Below are 17,994 nucleotides of genomic sequence, written 5' to 3'. Positions count from 1 at the left end.
CTCCAACCCCAACCGAAGTGCCGGGGTCGGACCCTCAGGGTCCGACCCCAGGTGTCGATTTTGGGTTCCAATTTTAGTTGACACGCATGCCCACATCCTCTCCCGCCAAGCTTGAAACCACTCTTACCCGCGCCTGGCTGACGCGCGGTCCGCTGGCGTGCGCGCTGTGGCCCGTGTCCCTGCTGTTCGGCGCCCTGAGCGCCGTGCGGCGCGGCCTGTATCGGGCCAACCTCCTGAAATCCGCGCGCCTGCCCGTGCCCGTCGTCGTCGTCGGCAATATTTTTATCGGCGGCACGGGCAAGACGCCGCTGACGATCTGGCTGGTGCAAGCCTTGCGCGAAGCGGGCATGCGGCCGGGCGTCATTTCGCGCGGCCATGGCAGCGCCGACCGCTTGCCGCGCGCCGTCAGCGCCGCCTCCACGCCGCAGCAGGTGGGCGATGAGCCGCTGCTGATCTTCCAGCGCGGCGGCTGCCCCGTGATGGTGGGGCGCGACCGCGCGCAAGCGGGCAGGGCGCTGCTGGCCGCACACCCGGACGTCGACGTGCTGGTGACGGACGACGGCTTGCAGCATTACGCCTTGCAGCGCGACGTGGAAATCGTGCTGTTCGACGGCCGCGGCGCAGGCAATGGCTGGCTGCTGCCGGCGGGGCCTTTGCGCGAATCGCCGCGCCGCCGGCGCGATGTGACGGTGATCAATGCGCCCGAGCTGGCGCCGGCACTGGTAGCCAGGGCCGCGCCGCAGGGCGGGCTGGTGGTGCAGATGCTGTTGGCCGGTGGCGTGGCCGAGCGCCTGCTCGACCGCGGCGAGCGCATGCCTTTGGCGACCCTGGCGGCTGGCGGCCAGCGCATCGTGGCGGCGGCCGGCATCGGCAACCCCCAGCGTTTCTTTGCCATGCTGCGCGGGGCCGGATTGGACTTCATGGAATTGCCTCTGCCCGACCATCACGACTTCCTCGACCAGCCATTTGCGGCGCTCGACACGGATGTGATCTTGATCACCGAGAAGGATGCAGTAAAATGTGCGCAAATTGAACATCTTAAAGATGACCCGAGACTGTGGGTCGTCCCCGTCAGTGCGCGCATCGATAGCGCGCTGGCCCAACAAATTGTGGAGAAATGTCGTGGACGCTCGACTGCTTGATATCCTGGTCTGCCCTGTTTGCAAGGGTCCGCTTGAACACGATAAGAAGGCGCAGGAACTGATTTGCCGCGCCGACCGCCTGGCCTATCCGATCCGCGATGGCATCCCCATCATGTGGGCGGACGAAGCGCGCACCCTGCAAGACGCAGTGGAATAACGATGGCGTTCATCGTCATCATCCCGGCCCGCCTGGCCTCGACGCGCCTGCCGGGCAAGCCGCTGGCTGACCTGGGCGGCAAGCCCATGGTGGTGCGCGTGGCCGAGCAGGCAGCCTTGTCTGGCGCCGCGCGCGTCATCGTCGCCACCGACCATGACAGCATCCGCGCCGCCTGCGCCGCGCATGGCGTGGAAGTGTGCATGACGCGCAGCGACCATCCGTCGGGCACGGACCGCATCGCCGAAGTGGCGCGCACGCTCGATTTGCCGTTGGACGCCATCGTCGTCAATCTGCAGGGCGACGAACCCCTGATCGATCCGGGCCTGCTGGCCGCCTGCGCGGCGCAGATCAGCGCTGCCGTCCCCATGGCCACCTGCGCCCATCCGCTGCACGATGTGCAGGATGCGTTCAACCCGAACGTGGTGAAGGTCGTGCTGGACAAGAATGGCCGCGCCTTGTATTTCTCGCGCGCCACCATCCCGTGGCACCGCGACGGTTTCGCGCAATCGAAAGACAGCCTGCCGGCTGGCTACGTGCCGCTGCGCCATATCGGCCTGTATGCGTACAGCAATGCGTTCTTGCAAGAATATCCGCAATTGTCCGCTTCGCCGCTGGAAGCCATCGAGGCGCTGGAGCAGTTACGCGTGCTGTGGCACGGTGTGGCCATCGCCGTGCATGTCACGGACTCGGCGCCAGCCGCCGGTGTCGACACGCCGGAAGATCTTGCCAGGGTCCAGGCGCACTACCGTCACGCCACCTGAGAAAACGTCCATGGCTGCGTTGCCCCGCCTTGCCGTACATGCGTACTGTCTGCGGCGGGGCGCCTTGCCCTGAACGTTTTTCAGGCGCCGTGTGTGCGCGTGAAAAATTTTATGCGGGGCTTGCCACAAAAAACCACATTTTGAAACGTGCGTCGCGCGAATTGCTGGCTTTGATCAATCAGGGCATAGCAATTCGATAGCAAACTGGCGTTCCGGGGTTTTTTTGTGGTAAGTTTCGTAGGGAAAGATAGCCTTAGCAACACCATCTAAAAATAATTACACATACCACCATCCAAAATCTGTTTTTTAGGAACTTTTCAATGCGTCTGATACTTTTAGGAGCACCCGGTGCCGGCAAGGGCACCCAAGCTAATTTCATCAAAGAAAAATACAACATTCCACAAATCTCCACGGGCGACATGCTGCGCGCGGCGATCAAGGAAGGCACGGAACTGGGCCTGGCTGCGAAAAAAGTCATGGATGCGGGCGGCCTCGTGTCGGACGACATCATGATCGGCCTGGTCAAGAACCGCCTGCAGGAAGCCGATTGCGCCAATGGCTACCTGTTTGACGGCTTCCCGCGCACCATCGCGCAAGCGGACGCCATGAAAGATGCCGGCATCAATGTCGACTACGTGCTGGAAATTGACGTGCCTGACGCGTCGATCATCGAGCGCATGGATGGCCGCCGCAGCCACCCGGGTTCGGGCCGCGTCTACCACGTCAAATTCAATCCGCCCAAGGTCGACGGCATCGACGACATCACCGGCGAACCGCTGATCCAGCGCGACGACGACAAGGCGGAAACGGTCAAGAAGCGCCTGGACGTGTACCACAACCAGACCAAGGTCTTGCTGGGCTACTACAATGACTGGGCCAAGTCCGGCCTGCCAGGCGCACCGAAATACCGCCGCATCGCCGGCGTCGGCCCGGTCGAGCAAATCCGCGACAGCGCATTTGCCGCCCTGGCGGAATAAGCAGTATTGAAAAGCGGACCTGAGTGTCCGCTTTTTTTGTGCCCGCTTTTCAGCAGCGGTGCCACATCGTTTTCGTAGTTCAGGTTTTTTGCAGGTCGTGTTTTCCTGGCTGCGCGTGCCTACCCGGTGCGGTCTGCAGCTGTTGGCAATGACGTCGGATAAAAACAGAAGGGGACGATATGGCAGCCAGTTTGTGGTTTGCGGTAGCCTGCGGCGTGGTCGCAGTCATTTACGGTTTGGTGTCGCGCAGCTGGATCCTGAGGCAGGATCCCGGCAACGCGCGCATGCAGGAAATCGCCCTGGCTATCCAGCAGGGCGCGGCCGCCTATTTGGCGCGCCAGTACCGCACCATCGCCATCGTCGGCGTGGTGCTCCTGATCGCCATCTATGCGCTGCTTGGCCTGCATACGGCGCTGGGTTTCCTGATCGGCGCCGTGCTGTCGGGCGCCTGCGGCTTCATCGGCATGAATGTCTCCGTGCGGGCCAATGTGCGCACGGCGCAGGCGGCCACACTGGGCATCAACCAGGCGCTGAACGTGGCCTTCAAGGGCGGCGCGATCACGGGCATGCTGGTGGTGGGACTGGGCTTGCTGGGCGTGACCCTGTTCTACTGGCTGCTGGTGACGACGGGCGCGCCCGGCCTGACCCAGCACGACCTGATCAAGCCCCTGATCGGCCTGGCCTTCGGCGCCTCGCTCATTTCCATCTTCGCGCGTCTGGGCGGCGGCATCTTCACCAAGGGCGCCGACGTGGGCGCGGACCTGGTGGGCAAGGTGGAGGCGGGCATACCAGAGGATGATCCGCGCAACCCCGCCGTCATCGCCGACAACGTGGGCGACAACGTGGGCGACTGCGCCGGCATGGCGGCCGACCTGTTCGAAACCTATGTCGTGACCCTGATCGCCACCATGCTGCTGGGCGCACTGCTGATGGCCGAGGCCAGCGGCACGGCCATCCTCTATCCGCTGCTGCTGGGCGCCGTCTCCATCCTCGCCTCCATCGTCGGCTGCTCGATGGTGAAGACCAAGCCGGGCGCGAAAATCATGTCGGCCCTGTACACGGGCCTGTGGTGGGCCGCCGGCCTGTCGCTGGTCGGCTTTGCCGTCGTCACGTGGCTGCTGTGGCCCGATGACGCCATGCGCTACAAGATGCTGGGCGCCACCGTCGTCGGCATCGTCCTCACGGGCCTGATGGTGTACATCACCGAGTACTACACGGGCACGGACTTCAAGCCCGTGCGCCACATCGCCGAAGCGTCGACGACGGGCCACGGCACGAATATCATCGCCGGCCTGGGCGTGTCGATGAAATCCACGGCCTACCCGGTGCTGGCCGTCTGCGTCGCCATTCTCGTTTCATATCAATTGGCCGGGCTGTACGGCATCGCCATTGCCGCTACTGCCATGCTGTCGATGGCGGGCATCATCGTCGCGCTCGACGCATATGGCCCCATCACGGATAACGCGGGCGGCATCGCCGAGATGTCGGGCCTGCCCGACTCCGTGCGCGCCATCACCGATCCGCTCGACGCCGTCGGCAACACGACCAAGGCCGTCACCAAGGGCTATGCCATCGGCTCGGCCGGGCTGGCCGCGCTGGTGCTGTTTGCCGACTACACGCATGCGCTCGAATCGGTGGGCCAGCACATCACCTTTGATCTGTCGAACCCCATGGTCATCGTTGGCCTCTTCATCGGCGGGCTGATACCGTATCTGTTCGGCGCCATGGCGATGGAAGCCGTGGGCCGCGCGGCCGGCGCCGTGGTGGTGGAAGTGCGGCGCCAGTTCCGCGACATCAAGGGCATCATGGAAGGCACGGCGCGGCCCGAATACGACAAGGCCGTCGACATGCTGACGGCGTCGGCCATCCGTGAAATGATCATCCCCTCGCTGCTGCCCGTGGTGGTGCCCATCGTGGTGGGCATGCTGCTGGGGCCTGCGGCGCTCGGTGGCTTGCTGATGGGGACGATCGTCACGGGGCTGTTCGTGGCCATTTCCATGACGACGGGCGGCGGCGCCTGGGACAATGCGAAGAAATACATCGAGGATGGCCATTTCGGCGGCAAGGGTTCCGATGCGCACAAGGCGGCCGTCACGGGCGACACGGTGGGCGATCCGTACAAGGATACGGCCGGTCCGGCAGTCAATCCCTTGATCAAGATCATCAATATCGTGGCCCTGCTGCTGGTGCCGCTGCTGCCGGCCACGGGCTGGCTGGCGGTCAAGGCGCCGGCACCCATCCACGCGCCCGTGCCGCCCATCCTGGCGCCGGCGACACCGGCGCAGGTCTTGCCGGCGCAGTAAGGCAGCGCACTCACGCTCGACAGCCCCACAGCCAGCGGGGCTGTTTTTCTGTGCACACGCGAAACTTTCCTGCCATCCGTATCCCTCGCGTATCAACGGTGAGCATTTGTTACCCTGCCTTTGACTTCCGGCCGCAGCGACCAATAATGGAGTGATAGTCACCGTTGATGGTGCATGGCGGGAGGATGTCATGGACAGCAAGTACAAGAGACGTGGCGTGGGGCTGGTGCTGCTGGTGGTGGGACTGGCGCTCAGCGGCGCCGCCGCGGCCGGGCCTGGCGGACACGGTGGACGGGGCGGGCATGGCGCGCACATCGGGCACGGCCAATTCCATGGCCACCATGGTCATCACGGCCACTTTCACGGCCGCCCGCAGGTGGGCGTATGGATGGGATCGTCGTGGGGCTATGGGCCGGGCTGGTATGGCGACCCGTGGTATGGCTATCCCTACCGTTATCCGTATGGCCGCACGCTCATCGTGCCGCTGCCGCCCGTGTATATCGAGCAGGGCGGCGTACCGACGGCGCAGAGGTGGTATTACTGCGCGCGGCCGCAGGGCTATTATCCGTATGTGAAAAATTGCCTGACGCCATGGCGCGCAGTGACGTCCTTGGGCGGACGCTGAGACGCGGGAGGTCGACATGAACAGGAACGGGTGGTGAAGGGCGGCGCCCATGCTGGCAGCGTGCCGGCCAACGCCGGCACGCTGCCGCTATCAAGTCTTACAGCCAGGCCTTAAAAACGCGACGTCAGGCCGACGAACATGCGGCGTCCCGGCACGTAATAGTCGACCAGTCCATCGGCCATGGGGCCTTTCTTGAACAGGTTCTGCACGCCGCCACGCACGGTCCACTGTGGCGTGACCTTGTACGACACGACGGTGTCGACGATGGTGTAGGCTTTTTCGGCCAGCTTGCCGGCATCGAGTTCCTTGCCCGTGTACTGGGCCGATACTTCGCCGAACAGCTGGTCGTTGACTTGCCAGCCCAGCGCCGAGTACCACGACAGTTTTGGCGTGGACAGCAGGTTGGCGCCCGTGGTCAGGTTCTTCGCTTCCGCCATGTAGGTGACATTGTTACGCCAGTTCAGGTTTTTCGTCAGCGGGATGGTGGCCGTCGCTTCCAGGCCGCTGGTGCGCGCCTTCTGGATATTCGTCATCTTGGTCCACCAGCGTTTCTGGTAAAAGCCCAGCGGCGCATAGTCGATCTTGTTCTTGAAATCCGTGTGGAAGTAAGTCAGGCCTACATCCCAGCCATTCTGTTCCCACGCCACGCCGATCTCGCCGGCCGTGCTCGTTTCCGGCTTCAAGTCCGCATTGCCAGCCATGTAGCAGGAGCCGGTGATGTAGCCCAGCGGTTTCAGGCTGCCGCAACCGCGTCCGCCCGAGTTGGTCGCTGCCGCCGGCGAGTTTTCCTTCAGGCTCGGGGCGCGGAAGCCTTGCGAAATGCCGCCCTTGATGGTCCAGGCCGGGGCAGGGTGGTACACCAGGTACAGGCGCGGGCTGTAGTGGTTGCCGAACTTGCTGTGGTGGTCGAGGCGCAGGCCAGCCGTGGCCGTCAGGTTTTCGCGCAGGAACAGCTGGTCTTCCGCAAACAGGGCCGAGGTGGTGCCCGACAGGGTCGCGCCGCTTACGGGATTGCCCAGGTAATCGGTGGGCACGGTGCCGATGGTGTCCGTGTTCGTCAGCTCCTGGTGCTTCCACTGGCCGCCCATCACCAGCATTTGCTCGATGCCGCCCCAGCCGACCCGTTTTTCCAGGCTGGCGTCCAGGGTGCTGTCCTTGGATTTCGCCACCGTGCCGACGACTTCGTTGTCGAAATCGTTGTGGTACAGATTGACCGTCGCCTTGCCGAAGTCCCAGCGGCCTTCGTAGCCGAGGCTGACGCTCTTGCGTATCAGTTTGTTGGCGCCCCAGCTGTAGACCAGCGGCTCGCCATCCGCATCATGCGCGCTCGAATCGCTGGCTTCCTGCCTGCCATAGCTGGCGTCCAGCGACAGGTTCTGTTTCTTGTCCAGCGCCCAGCTCAGCTGACCCGAGACAGTCTGGTTGCGTTCGCCGCCCATGCCACCCGCTTTGTCGAATTTTTTATCGGCGTTCTGGCGCGACTGGCTCACGCCCAGGCGCATGCCGACCGTGTCCGAGAGGGGGCCGGCCAGGTTTACGCCCAGCTGGTGCGCCGTGCCGCGGTCGCTGTCCTGCGGCTGCGTGTAGTTGGCCGTGGCCGAACCGTTCCATTTGCCCGGCACCTTGCGCGTGATGATATTGATCACGCCGCCCATGGCGTCCGATCCGTACAACGAGGACATGGGGCCACGCACCACTTCGATACGCTCGATCATGTCGGGCGAGATCCAGTTCAAGTCCTGGCGGCCCAGGTCGGGACGGTAAGCCGTGTCGGCCGAGCTGCCCACGCGCTTGCCATCGACCAGGATCAGCGTGTATTTATCGGGCAAGCCGCGCAGCTTGATCTTCGACGCCTCGCCTTCAGGGCTGGTGCCGCCCGTCACGCCGGGGATACGGCGCAGCAGCGTGTTCAAGTCATACACGGGCTGGCGTTCGATTTCCTCGCGCGTGATGACGCTGATACTGGCCGGCGCATCCTTGATATCGATGGCCGTGCCCGACGCGGTGACGACCACCGTATTCATGGTGGGATCGGCGGCCACATTGCCTTCGGCCCAGGCATTGCTGACGGCCAGCGACAGCAGGCAGGGCAGGAGCAGGGCGGCGGAATGAATGGAGCGGGCGGGAGTGGCGACGGGGGCTACGAAGACGGAACTACGCTGGGTCATGATGAACTTTCCGGATATTGTTATTTCCTGGCTGCCTTCCGGGTGGCTCGGGTATAAATGAGTGAAAAGATAATAAATTGCGCTCTCACTCCACTAATGAGAATAAGAATCGTTCTTATTGTAATGCCATGCTGGCAAGAAAGAAAGTACTGAAAGGAAATAAAACACCGTTACCGGACGCGCATCGGCGGTGTGCGGCACCAGCAAGCGTGAGTAATTGTTACCTTGCTGGCATCTGGCGCGGCCTGTGCCAATAATGAAAAGCGGGCGATGGAAGCGTTGGGAGAGGGCATGAAGCGGATGACAAAAAGCATAGTGGTGCTGGCTTGCGGCATGTCGGTATCGGCTGGCGGTCATGCCTGGGCGCAGCAGCAGGCGTCCGAGTCCTTGCCCGTGTGCCAGCTCGACCCGCGCGACAGCGGCAAGCTGGCGGTGGAACCATGCCGCCCGGCGCCGCCCGTGCAGCCGCGCCGTTCCGTGGCGCAGGTGATCGGCCGCATGCCGCCGCAATCCGTGCCGCCCGTCGTGCCCATGGCGCCCCTGTCGCCCAGCCCGGCCGTACCGATGCCGCGCGCGCCGCAGCCCATCGGTGCATGCGATACGGGCGGTTGCCGCGACTCTGCCGGCGCGCGCTACAACGGCGCGGGCAATGCCACGCTCGATGCCAACGGGCGCATCTGCCACCGCAACGGCGCTTTCATCCAGTGTTTTTAGCCCTTCCATACGCCAGCGCTGCAAGTTTTCGCTCGGTGCCCGCAAAAATGGCTACAATTGTCGCCGACATTACGTTTACGTAAACGTAATAGCGCGTAATAGCGCGTAACGATGGCATCGTGCATCCACCATCAGGCGCCGGGAACACGGCCCTTATCACTCAGGAGATTTCATGCAGATTCAGGACAATGTATTCATCATCACGGGCGGCGCATCGGGCCTGGGCGCGGCCACGGCGCGCATGCTGACGGCAGCCGGCGGCAAGGTCGTGCTGGCCGACGTGCAGACGGAGGCGGGCCAGGCGCTGGCCGCGGAGTTGAACGGCGTGTTCGTGCAGTGCGACGTGACGTCGGAAGAAGACGGCCTGGCCGTGGTGGCCGCCGCAACCCAACTGGGTACCTTGCGCGGCCTGGTCAACTGCGCCGGCGTGGCGCCGGCCGTGAAAACCGTGGGCAAGGATGGCCCGCATCCGCTGGCCCTGTTCCAGAAGGTCGTCAACATCAACCTGGTGGGTACCTTCAATATGTGCCGCCTGGCGGCCGACGCCATGGCCAAGCAGGATGCCACCGTTGAAGGCGAGCGCGGCGTCATCATCAACACGGCTTCCGTGGCGGCCTACGATGGCCAGATCGGCCAGGCCGCGTATGCGTCGTCGAAGGCGGCCGTGGTGGGACTGACCCTGCCGATGGCGCGCGACCTGTCGCGCAACGGCATCCGCGTGATGACGGTGGCGCCCGGCATTTTCGAAACGCCGATGCTGCTCGGCATGCCGGCCGAAGTGCAGGATGCGCTGGGCAAGATGGTGCCGTTCCCTTCGCGCCTGGGCAAGCCCGGCGAGTACGCGCAACTGGTGAAAGCCATCGTGGAAAACGTCATGCTCAATGGCGAGACGATTCGTTTGGACGGCGCGATCCGCATGCAACCGAAATAAGCCTGGCGTGATTTGATGTAGGATACCCCCGTATGGGGCGTACAGCCTTGCCTGGCTGTGCGCCCTTTTTTTATCGGAGAATCCATGATCACATTGAAGCCGCTGGCGCTGAGCCTGACCTTGCTGGGAGCCCTGGCTGCCAGTCCCGTATTTGCCGAGGTGCCGCAAAAGGCGCCGGAAATCGCCACCGCGTATGCGGAAAAATCGGGTTGGGCAGCGCAGAAATTCATGGTCGCCGCCGCCAATCCGCTGGCCGCCGATGCCGGCTACCAGATGCTGAAAAAGGGCGGCAGCGCCATCGACGCGGCCATCGCCACGCAGTTGGTCCTGACCCTGGTCGAACCGCAGTCGTCGGGTATCGGCGGCGGCGCCTTCCTGCTGTATTCCACGGCCAAGGGCGTGCAGGCGTTCGACGGACGCGAAACGGCCCCTGCTAGCGCCGATGAGCACCTGTTCCAGAATGCGGACGGCAGCCCCGTCTCGCGCGCCACGGGCGTGGTGGGCGGGCGTTCCGTGGGCGCGCCGGGCGTGCTGCGCATGCTGGAACTGGCGCACAAGGAACACGGCAAGCTGCCGTGGGCGACCCTGTTCGGCCCCGCCATCAAGCTGGCGCACGGCGGCTTTCCCGTCAGCCAGCGCCTCAACGGCCTGTTGAATTGGGACCAGGCCCTGAAGCGCGACCCTGTCGCCGCCGCCTATTTCTATGACAAAGAGGGCAAGGCCTGGCCCGTCGGCCACGTGCTGAAAAACCCGCAGCTGGCGCGCACCCTGCGCGAGATCGCCCGTGGCGGCGCCGACGCTTTTTACCAGGGCCGCATCGCGCGCGACATCGCCGCCAAGGTGGCGGCGCATCCGACCAATCCGGGCAAGCTGACGGCGCAAGATATCGCCGGCTACGGGGCCAAGGTGCGTGAACCCGTCTGCAGCGACTACAAGGCATGGACCGTGTGCGGCATGCCGCCGCCATCGTCGGGCGGCATCGCCATCGCGCAGATGCTGGGCATGCTGGAAGTGAAGGATATCCGGCCGTATGCGCCCGTCGACGGCGTGCTCGATGCGCAAGCGATCCACCTGTTCTCGGAAGCGGGGCGCCTGGCCTACGCGGACCGCAACCGCTACGTGGCCGACACGGACTTCGTGCCGCTGCCGGGCAACGGTATCGCCTCGATGCTCGATAAAGCCTATCTGGCGCAGCGCGCCTCGCTGATCGGCGACAAATCCATGGGCAAGGCCATTCCCGGCACGCCGCCCGGCATGCAGGTGGCGTGGGGCATGGACAACGCCTTGCAGCGCCCGTCGACCTCGCACCTGGTGGCCGTGGACGCCTTCGGCGGCGGCCTGTCGATGACCACCAGCGTGGAAGACGCGTTCGGCTCGCGCCAGATGGTCGACGGCTTTTTGCTGAATAACCAGCTGACGGATTTCTCGTTCGATTCGCGCGACGCGGATGGCCCGATTGCCAACCGGGTCGAGGCGGGCAAGCGTCCGCGCAGCGCCATGTCGCCCACCCTCGTGTTCGAGAAGGGCACGCACAAGCTGGTGCTGGCGACGGGTTCGCCCGGCGGCTCGTCCATCATCAATTATGTCGCCAAGGTCCTGGTCGGCACCATGGACTGGGGCATGAACGTGCAGCAGGCGATCAACCTGCCGAACTTTGGCAGCCGCAACGGCCCGACGGAACTGGAAAAGGGCCGCGCGCCTGCCGCGCAAGTCGAGGCGCTGCAAGCCATGGGCCACGAAGTGCGCGTCATCGAACAGAATTCCGGCTTGCAGGGCATCATGCGCCTGAATGCGCATGGCAAGGATTTCTGGTTTGGCGGCGCGGACCCACGCAGGGAAGGCATGGTGCGCGGCGACTGAAATTTCCACAAAGTATCAAGACCCTGCTAATCTGCCGGCATGGGAATGCAAAATAAAACAGGCTTGATACTGACGGGAGGAGGCGCCCGTGCCGCCTACCAGGTGGGCGTGCTGCAGGCGATTTCAGCGATTCTGTGGGAAGCGGGCTGGGCGCCGGCGCGCAACCCGTTCGACATCATCTGCGGCACCTCGGCCGGCGCCATCAACGCCACGGCGCTGGCCTGCCGCGCGGATAACTTCGGCGAAGGCGTGCAAAAGCTGCTCGACGTGTGGCAGCATATCGAAGTCGAGCAAGTGTATCGGGCCGATTCACTGGGCGTGATCCGCTCGGGCGCGCGCTGGCTGTCGCTGCTGTCGTTCGGCTGGCTGCTGCGCCAGTGGCATGCGTCGCCGCCCAGTTCCCTGCTCGACAATACCCCGCTGGTCAGCCTGCTGCACCGCATGCTCGACTTGCCGCGCCTGGACGCGGCCCTGGCTGACGGCTTGCTGCATGCGCTGGCCGTGACGGCATCGTCGTATTCGGGCAGCCGCCACATGACGTTTTACCAGACGGCCGAGGATATCGCGCCGTGGGTGCGCACGCAGCGCCTGGCCCTGCCGGACCAGATCGGCGTGGAGCACTTGCTTGCCTCGGCCGCGATCCCCTTCATCTTTCCTGCCGTGCCCCTGTATGTGGGCGGCCAGCGCGAGTACTGCGGCGATGGCTCCATGCGCCAGCTGGCGCCGATCTCGCCGGCGATCCACCTGGGCGCGAACAAGGTGCTGGTGGTGGGCGCGGGGCGCATGACGGAACCGGCGCCCGCCGCGTCCGAGGCGGCGCGCTACCCGAGCCTGGCGCAGATCGCCGGCCATGCGCTGTCGTCGATCTTCCTCGATGGCCTGGCCGTCGACATCGAGCGCCTGAACCGCATCAACCTGACCCTGTCGATGCTGCCGCCCGAATTGCTGGGCAAGACGGCCTTGCGGCCCGTGGAATTGCTGGTCATCGCGCCGTCCGAACGGCTCGACGCCATCGCCAGCCGGCATATCGGCAGTCTGCCGCGTCCCATCCGCACCATGTTGTCGGGCATCGGCGCGGCGGAAGCGCGCGGCGCGGCGCTGGCATCGTATTTATTGTTCGAATCGACGTATACTAACGAGCTGATCCGTCTTGGACAGCGCGATACGCAAGCCCGCAAGGATGATGTCCTGGCGTTCTTTGGTTCCTGAGACGGCCCTTGGAGCGGCGTGCGGGTTTTTCGCGTTTTTTTTGACAGGACGATTGTGCTGGTATTTCGACGTGTTTACGATGTTGCCTTACTATTAATTCTGCTGCTGGGCGGCCCGGCCGCGGCGGCGCCTGCGCCCACCCTGCGTTTCGACCAGCTCAGCGTCGACCAGGGCCTGGCGCAGGAATCGGTGCTGGCCATCGCCCAGGACCGGCAGGGCTATATGTGGTTCGGCAGCCAGTCTGGCTTGAGCCGCTACGATGGCTACCGCATGGTCGTCTACAAGAATATCGAAGGCGACAAGACCAGCCTGGCCGACAACTGGGTGGGCGAACTGCATGTCGACAGCCAGGGCCAGCTGTGGGTGGGTACCGACAATGGCCTGGACCGCTTCGATGCCGCCAGCCAGACCTTCATCCATTACGTCCCGGCGGAAAAGAGCAAGCGCGGCAACGGCAACCGGCATATCCACGCCATTCTCGAAGATGGCGCGCGCGGCTTCTGGATCGCCACCTCGGACGGCTTGCAGCATTTCGATCCCGCCACGGGCGTCTTCCGTACCTGGCACCATGAAGAGGGAAACCCGCACAGCCTGGGCGACAATGAAATCAAGGCGCTGGCGCTGGACGCGCAGCAGCGCCTGTGGATCGGCACGGTAACGGGCCTGGACATGCTGGCACCGGGCAGCGAGCGCTTCGAGCATTTTGCCGTCGACACGGAGCCCGGCTCGAAGTACAACGTGATCCAGTCGCTGCTGATCGACCGCCAGCAGAACCTGTGGATCGGCACCATGGCCGGCGCCGAGCGCTGGCGCCTGGGCGCCGCCGGCCAGCCGCCGCAGGCAAGAGTGCGCTTCGGTGAGAAAAATGGCTTTTCCGCCATCCGCGTCGCCAGCCTGTACCAGGATGTCGACGCCACTGTCTGGCTGGGCAGCAATGCCGATGGCCTGTTCCGCTGGCTGCCCGAGAGCGACACCTTCCTGCAGTACCGGCATCAGACGGGCGACAAATTCAGCGTCGCCGACAACCAGCTGTCGTCGCTGTACCGCGACCGCGCCGGCACCTTCTGGGTCGGCTCCTGGTACAACGGCGTGAGCCGGGTCGACCTGGGCAGCGGCGGCTTTTCGCGCATGGCGCGCGCGCCCGGCGATGTGGGCGCGCTGGCGGACAAGAAAGTGCGCGCCGTGGCCGACGCGGGCAATGGCAAGCTGTGGCTGGCCACCAAGGGCGGCCTGAAACTGTATGACACGCGCGACGGCAGCTCGCGCCTGTTCGACCTGCGCAGTTCTCCCGGCATGTCGCGCGACGAACAGGTCACCACCCTGTACAAGGCGCCGGACGGCACCCTGTGGGTGGGCGGCTCGACGGGCTTGCACCGCTTCGATCCGGCACTGGGGCGCTTCTTCACCATGCGCTTTGCCGCCGGCGACCCGAACAGCGACACCATCCGCAATATCGTGAGCGACCGCAGCGGCATGCTGTGGGTCTCGACGCGGGGCGGCGTGCACCGCTTCGACCCCGTCACCAAGCGCTTCACCACCTACCGCCACGACCCGGCCAACCCGAACAGCCTGTCCGACAACATGGTGCGGCCCGTGCTGGAAGATGGCAAGGGGCGCCTGTGGATCGGTTCCTTCCACGGTCTGGACTTGCTGGACCGCGCCAGCGGCCACTTCCGCCATTTCCGCCACGATCCGCAAAACCCGCATAGCCTGAGCCACGATGAAGTGCATTTCCTGCACGAAGACAAGCGCGGCGTGTTGTGGGTGGGCACGGCCAATGGCTTGAACCGCATGGACGTCGATGCCAAGGGCGAGATCCGTTTCCGGCGCTTCCTGCGCAAGGATGGCATGGCCGACGACGCCGTCGCCAGCATCCTCGGCGACGACAACGAGCAGCTGTGGCTGAGCACGAATAGCGGCATCACGCGGCTCGACATGCGCAGCGGCCTGTTTCGCAACTACGACAGCGCCGATGGCACGGTGGAAGGCTCGTACTTCGATGGCGCGGCCTTGCGCGCGTCGGACGGGACCATGTATTTCGGCGGCTTCAACGGCATGACGGCGTTCGTGCCGCAGGATATCCACGACAACCGCGTGCCGCCGCTGGTGGCCATCACGGAACTGCAGATCTTCAACAAGCCGGTGGCTATCGGTCGCGGCGAGTTCGCGCACGTGCTCAAGGCGGCCATCGACCACACGCGCAACCTCGTGCTGACCAGCCGCGAAAGCGTCTTTTCGCTGGAATTTGCGGCCCTGCATTTCGCCGCGCCCCAGCGCAACATGTTCGCCTACCGGCTCGAAGGCTTCGACCAGGACTGGGTCATGACGGATGCGGGGCGGCGCTTTGCCACCTATACCAACCTCGATGCCGGCAACTACGTGTTTCGCGTCAAGGCGGCCAACAAGGACGGCGTCTGGAACGAGAGCGGCGCCACCCTGGCCATCACGATCCTGCCGCCGTTCTGGAAAACCTGGTGGTTCCGCACCCTGATGGCGGTGCTGCTGCTGGGCGCCATCTATGGCGCTTACCGCCAGCGCGTGCGCGCGCTGCGGCATCAACAGAATGAACTGGAAAAGCAGGTCAGCGAACGCACGGCCGAGTTGCAGAGCAAGGAAATCGAAGTGCTGGCCCAGTCGGAAAAGCTGGCGCAAGTGAACAGCAGCCTGACGAAAAACGAGGAAAGCCTGCGCCAGGCCAAGCGCAAGGCCGAGGATGCGACGCGCCAGAAGTCGGAATTTTTGGCCAACATGAGCCACGAGATGCGCACGCCGCTGGCCGGCGTGATCGGCATGCTGGGCTTTGCCCTGCGCGACGAGCAGCTGCACGACGCCACGCGCGAGCAGATCCTGCGCGGCCAGGCCAACGCCCAGTCGCTGCTGGTGATCATCAATGACTTGCTCGATTTTTCCAAGATCGAGGCGGGCAAGCTGAGCATCGAAAACATCGACTTCGCGCTCGGCGCGGCGATCGAGACGGTCGTCAGCCTGTTCGAGGAGCAGGCGGCCGCGCGCAGCATCGGTTTCTCCATCGACTTCGCGCCCGACCTGCCGCCCTTCGTGGTGGGCGACCCGACCCGCTTGCGCCAGGTGCTGGTCAACCTGGTCGGCAATGCCTTCAAGTTCACCCAGCGCGGCGGCGTCAGCGTGTGCGTCGAGCGCGCCGGCGTGGCCAGCGGCAGCGGCGGACGCAAGGTCAACCTGATCCGCTTCACCGTCAGCGACAGCGGCATCGGCATCGATGCGGAAGCCATGGCGCGGCTGTTCCAGAAGTTCGAGCAGGCCGACGCCAGCACCACGCGGCGCTACGGCGGCACGGGACTGGGCCTGGCGATCTGCCGCCAGCTGGTCGAACTGATGGATGGCGAGATCGAGGTGGCCAGCACGCCGGGGCAGGGCAGCACGTTTGCCTTCACCTTGCCGCTGGCCGATGGCGTGGCACCGCCGCTGGTGCCGCAGGTGGCACTGGCGCCGCACAGCCACCAGCTGCGCGTGCTGTGCGCGGAAGACTTCCCCACCAACCAGATCATCATCCGCGTCATGCTCGAAGAGCTGGGGCACCGGGTCGACGTGGTCGCCAACGGCGTGCTGGCGGTGGCGGCCTGCGTGCATACGCGCTATGACCTGATCCTGATGGACGGGCGCATGCCGGAGATGGATGGGGCGACGGCGACGCGCCTGATCCGCGTGGGCGGCTGGCCGGACCAGCCCGTGCGCGACCAGGAACTGATGATCGTGGCCCTGACGGCGAATGCCAGCGAAGAAGACCGCAGCCGCTATCTCGGCGTCGGCATGGATGATTTCCTCAGCAAGCCCGTGGACGAGGCGGCGCTGCATGGCTTGCTGGCGCGCGCCATCGAGCGCCAGCTGCAGCGCGGTTTCATGTTGCCGCGCATGCCATCGAACGTGCCGCGCGGCGCGGCGCGGGGGCAGGCCGAACTCGATGCCCTGTTCGGCATCGCGCCGGCGATTCCCGTTCCGGCGCCGTCCCAGTCCATCCGCAGCGGCGAACTGCAACGGCGCATCCGCGTCGCCTTCGTCGCCGACCTGGAGGGACGCCTGCGTGAACTCGATGCCGCGCTGGCGGCGCAGGACAAGGAAAACGCCGGGCGCCTGCTGCACGGCTTGAAGGGCAGCGCCGCCTATCTCGATGAAACGCAGCTGCACATGCTGTGCACGGAAATGGAGGAAGCGGCGGACGGCGGGCGCTGGACGCAAGTGGCCGTGCATTTGCCGCAATTGCGCGCACTGTTGGCGCAAATAGCCGTTTCGGGCAAGGAAATGTAAAATAGGCAATGTCGGCCATCGAGCGCGCGGCGAAACTGGGTAGAATACGGCCAGGCACCTTGACGCTGCCGCCAATGGAGAAAGCAATGAAAGTACTGGTGGTTGACGATGATGTCGTGTCGCGCATGGTATTGATGCATTTGATCGACAGTTGCGGCGTGCACGATATCGTGGAAGCCGAAGATGGCGCGGCCGCGTGGGAGCAGCTCGAAGGCGGCTTGCGTCCGTCGCTGTGCTTCTGCGATTTGCGCATGCCGCGCCTGTCCGGCATGGAGCTGCTGCAGAAAATCCGCTCCGACAGCGCGCTCGATGCCATGCCGCTGGTGCTGGTATCGTCGGCCAATGACCATGACACGGTGCGTGACGCCGTGCAGGCAGGTGCTGCCGGCTATATCGTCAAGCCTTTCCAGCCGGAGCAGGTGCGCCAGCATATCGACGCCTGCTTCGACGTCTCGGCCTTGCCGGCCGAGGCGCCGCGCGACACGCTGCAGCGGCTGGGCATCGACAGCGAACGCCTGCTGGCGTATCTGACGGGCTTCCAGGGGCAGATAGTCGCCGCCGGCGAACAGGTCGACGCCTTGCTGGCACGCGGCGAACCGGCCCAGGCGCGCCAGCAGCTCGAACGGCTGCACCTCGGTTGCCGTACCCTCGGCTTGCATGGCGCGGAAGCGGGCATGATGGCCCTGCTGCAGGCCTCGGTGCTCGATGGCGACCAGATACAAGCGGCCCTGGCCGCGCTGGCCCGCAGCGTGGCGCAGCAGGCGCGTTTGCTGCGGCAGCAGGACGGCGTCGACTGAAATTGCTGTTTTCCGCTTGCTGGAAAAATACTTTAGGTTTAAAGTATCTGCTTCCGGGCCTTGTGC

Annotated in this window: 13 protein-coding genes; 12 read left to right on the top strand and 1 reads right to left on the bottom strand. The window is 64.7% G+C overall.

Annotated elements, in window-relative coordinates:
- Positions 1-86: 86 nt before the first annotated feature.
- From lpxK to CSQ92_RS19875, 6 genes are all read left to right on the top strand, one after another.
- Positions 87-1,142 carry a tetraacyldisaccharide 4'-kinase gene (gene lpxK / locus CSQ92_RS19900; RefSeq protein WP_099395164.1) on the top strand — a complete coding sequence of 352 codons (1,056 nt, stop codon included), beginning with the start codon at positions 87-89 and terminating at the stop codon, positions 1,140-1,142.
- Positions 1,123-1,299, top strand: a complete 177-nt coding sequence (locus CSQ92_RS19895; protein ID WP_010395789.1) for a Trm112 family protein — start codon at positions 1,123-1,125, stop codon at positions 1,297-1,299. Before lpxK ends, CSQ92_RS19895 begins: the two co-directional genes overlap by 20 nt.
- A 2-nt stretch (positions 1,300-1,301) precedes the next feature.
- Entirely contained in the window at positions 1,302-2,060 is a 759-nt protein-coding gene (kdsB, locus tag CSQ92_RS19890; RefSeq protein WP_099395163.1) for a 3-deoxy-manno-octulosonate cytidylyltransferase, read from the top strand.
- A gap of 320 nt (positions 2,061-2,380) precedes the next feature.
- The gene (adk, locus tag CSQ92_RS19885; RefSeq protein ID WP_034782090.1) at positions 2,381-3,037 is read left to right on the top strand and encodes an adenylate kinase; all 657 of its coding nucleotides are present in this window, start codon (positions 2,381-2,383) and stop codon (positions 3,035-3,037) included.
- A 179-nt stretch (positions 3,038-3,216) separates the two neighbouring features.
- Positions 3,217-5,340 (top strand): sodium-translocating pyrophosphatase, encoded by a 2,124-nt coding sequence (locus tag CSQ92_RS19880; RefSeq protein WP_034782095.1) that lies wholly within the window; start codon positions 3,217-3,219, stop codon positions 5,338-5,340.
- Positions 5,341-5,530: 190 nt separating this feature from the next.
- Positions 5,531-5,965 carry a hypothetical protein gene (locus tag CSQ92_RS19875; protein WP_099395162.1) on the top strand — a complete coding sequence of 145 codons (435 nt, stop codon included), beginning with the start codon at positions 5,531-5,533 and terminating at the stop codon, positions 5,963-5,965.
- Between the two features lie 110 nt (positions 5,966-6,075).
- Here CSQ92_RS19875 and CSQ92_RS19870 read toward each other — a convergent pair whose 3' ends face one another.
- Positions 6,076-8,133 (bottom strand): TonB-dependent receptor domain-containing protein, encoded by a 2,058-nt coding sequence (locus CSQ92_RS19870; RefSeq protein ID WP_083300026.1) that lies wholly within the window; start codon positions 8,131-8,133, stop codon positions 6,076-6,078.
- A 300-nt stretch (positions 8,134-8,433) separates the two neighbouring features.
- On the opposite strand from CSQ92_RS19870, the gene CSQ92_RS19865 reads away from it, so the two are divergent.
- From CSQ92_RS19865 to CSQ92_RS19840, 6 genes are all read left to right on the top strand, one after another.
- Positions 8,434-8,847, top strand: a complete 414-nt coding sequence (locus tag CSQ92_RS19865; protein ID WP_143450405.1) for a hypothetical protein — start codon at positions 8,434-8,436, stop codon at positions 8,845-8,847.
- A 172-nt stretch (positions 8,848-9,019) separates the two neighbouring features.
- Positions 9,020-9,778: a 3-hydroxyacyl-CoA dehydrogenase gene (locus CSQ92_RS19860; RefSeq protein WP_034782099.1), complete on the top strand. Its 759-nt coding sequence runs from the start codon at positions 9,020-9,022 to the stop codon at positions 9,776-9,778.
- Positions 9,779-9,862: 84 nt separating this feature from the next.
- Positions 9,863-11,638 carry a gamma-glutamyltransferase gene (ggt, locus tag CSQ92_RS19855; protein ID WP_099395160.1) on the top strand — a complete coding sequence of 592 codons (1,776 nt, stop codon included), beginning with the start codon at positions 9,863-9,865 and terminating at the stop codon, positions 11,636-11,638.
- A 39-nt stretch (positions 11,639-11,677) separates the two neighbouring features.
- Positions 11,678-12,847: a patatin-like phospholipase family protein gene (locus tag CSQ92_RS19850; RefSeq protein WP_034751717.1), complete on the top strand. Its 1,170-nt coding sequence runs from the start codon at positions 11,678-11,680 to the stop codon at positions 12,845-12,847.
- A 54-nt stretch (positions 12,848-12,901) separates the two neighbouring features.
- Positions 12,902-17,131, top strand: coding sequence for a hybrid sensor histidine kinase/response regulator (locus CSQ92_RS19845; protein ID WP_225317213.1), 4,230 nt, complete (start codon positions 12,902-12,904; stop codon positions 17,129-17,131).
- Between the two features lie 86 nt (positions 17,132-17,217).
- Complete coding sequence (locus CSQ92_RS19840) at positions 17,218-17,928, top strand: response regulator (RefSeq protein ID WP_034782102.1); 711 nt, start codon at positions 17,218-17,220, stop codon at positions 17,926-17,928.
- Positions 17,929-17,994: the final 66 nt, after the last annotated feature.

The sequence above is a fragment of the Janthinobacterium sp. BJB446 genome, assembly GCF_002735655.1.
GTDB lineage: Bacteria > Pseudomonadota > Gammaproteobacteria > Burkholderiales > Burkholderiaceae_D > Janthinobacterium > Janthinobacterium lividum.
The sequence above is the reverse complement of the archived record's forward strand: the minus strand, read 5'-3'. Positions and strand labels throughout refer to the sequence as shown.

Coding starts and splice junctions, on each gene's coding strand:
- lpxK (WP_099395164.1), top strand. CDS start 87: ATGCCCACATCCTCTCCCGCCAAGCTTGAAACCACTCTTACCCGCGCC.
- kdsB (WP_099395163.1), top strand. CDS start 1,302: ATGGCGTTCATCGTCATCATCCCGGCCCGCCTGGCCTCGACGCGCCTG.
- adk (WP_034782090.1), top strand. CDS start 2,381: ATGCGTCTGATACTTTTAGGAGCACCCGGTGCCGGCAAGGGCACCCAA.
- CSQ92_RS19880 (WP_034782095.1), top strand. CDS start 3,217: ATGGCAGCCAGTTTGTGGTTTGCGGTAGCCTGCGGCGTGGTCGCAGTC.
- CSQ92_RS19875 (WP_099395162.1), top strand. CDS start 5,531: ATGGACAGCAAGTACAAGAGACGTGGCGTGGGGCTGGTGCTGCTGGTG.
- CSQ92_RS19870 (WP_083300026.1), bottom strand. CDS start 8,133: ATGACCCAGCGTAGTTCCGTCTTCGTAGCCCCCGTCGCCACTCCCGCC.
- CSQ92_RS19865 (WP_143450405.1), top strand. CDS start 8,434: ATGACAAAAAGCATAGTGGTGCTGGCTTGCGGCATGTCGGTATCGGCT.
- CSQ92_RS19860 (WP_034782099.1), top strand. CDS start 9,020: ATGCAGATTCAGGACAATGTATTCATCATCACGGGCGGCGCATCGGGC.
- ggt (WP_099395160.1), top strand. CDS start 9,863: ATGATCACATTGAAGCCGCTGGCGCTGAGCCTGACCTTGCTGGGAGCC.
- CSQ92_RS19850 (WP_034751717.1), top strand. CDS start 11,678: ATGGGAATGCAAAATAAAACAGGCTTGATACTGACGGGAGGAGGCGCC.
- CSQ92_RS19840 (WP_034782102.1), top strand. CDS start 17,218: ATGAAAGTACTGGTGGTTGACGATGATGTCGTGTCGCGCATGGTATTG.